The organism is Longimicrobium terrae (assembly GCF_014202995.1).
Classification (GTDB): domain Bacteria; phylum Gemmatimonadota; class Gemmatimonadetes; order Longimicrobiales; family Longimicrobiaceae; genus Longimicrobium; species Longimicrobium terrae.
Genome location: NZ_JACHIA010000054.1, coordinates 1 through 1,307, shown reverse-complemented (window position 1 = coordinate 1,307; position 1,307 = coordinate 1). Strand labels below are relative to the sequence as shown.

At 68.3% G+C, this 1,307-nt stretch carries 1 protein-coding gene; it reads left to right on the top strand.

The annotated features are described in order from the left end of the window. Positions 1-92 precede the first annotated feature (92 nt). Positions 93-1,271, top strand: coding sequence for an IS4 family transposase (locus HNQ61_RS28190; RefSeq protein WP_170035058.1), 1,179 nt, complete (start codon positions 93-95; stop codon positions 1,269-1,271). Positions 1,272-1,307: the final 36 nt, after the last annotated feature.

Here is a 1,307-nt window from a genome sequence, read left to right as displayed (position 1 = left end):
GGGGCATACGCGTTAACTTTATCTTGTCGGCGGGGTAGGGGCGGGATATTCTGCTCTGCATGAGAGCTGACCTACTTGCCGAGGAGTGGGGTGTGATCGCCCGCTTCCTCCCCGCCGGATGGCGGGAGCTTGCCCGCACGACGGGCGCCCTGAAGCGAGTTCGCCGCGTCCCTGACGCAGACGTATTGCTGCGCCTGGTCTTCCTGTATGCCGCCTCCGGCCTCTCGCTGCAGCAGGCGAGCGCGAGGGCCGCGGCCGCGGGCTTGGCCCAGCTCTCCAACGTGGCGTTGATGAAGCGAATGCGCACCGCGGAACCGTGGCTGCGCGCACTCACCGAGCGCACCTTCGCGGAGAACTGGCGCGGTGCCTCTCCAGAGCTGTCCGGCGGGCGGCGGCTGAAGATCGCGGACGCCACCCACGTGCGCGTTTCCGGAAGTAGCGGGACCGACTGGCGGCTGCATTACGTGCTCAGCCTGCCCACGCTGGCCTGCGACTTCGCCGAGGTGACGGATGCCGGGGGAGGCGAGACGTACTCCCGGGTCCCGGTGCAGCCGGGGGACGTAATCCTCGGCGACCGCGGCTACTGCCACCGGGAAGGCGTGGCGCACGTGCGCGATCACGGAGGAGACGTGGTGGTCCGGCTGAACGCCAGCAGCTTCCCCCTGCTCGACGAGCACGGCGGCCGGCTGGATCTGCTGGCCACGATGCGCACGCTCCATGAGCATGAGGCGGGCTCGTGGCCCGTTCGCTTCCAGGCTCACGGCCGTGAATACGCGGCGCGGCTCTGCGCGGTGCGTAAGAGCGCGAGCGCAGCCCGGGCCGCGAAGGAGCGAATGCAGAAGGCGGCCCGCAAGAAGGGCCACACGCCCCGGCAGGAAACGCTGGAACTCGCCGAGTACATCTTCGTGCTCGCGACGCCGGGACTGGATGATCTTGCGGCGGCGGACGTGCTGGAGCTCTACCGGGCGCGGTGGCAGATCGAACTGGGATTCAAGCGCCTGAAGTCGCTTTTCGATGCCGGAAACGCGCCGAACCGGGATCCGGATGCCGTGCGCAGCTGGATCTACGCGAAGCTGCTGGCGGTGCTCCTGATGGAGCGGATGGGCGAGGAATCTCGCCTTTTTTCCCCCTGGGGATTCCCCTTGGGAGGCAGGCAGCCGCTGGAGGGAGTTCAGGGAGGTGTGCGACGCGTTCCGGAGCGTGGTCTCCCTGCCCAGCCTGCCAAGCGAACTGCTGCGCCGCGGCCGCGAGTTGAGCCGGCGACTGCGTGAGCGGCCACGAAAACGAGCGCTGCAACTAACTGGCTT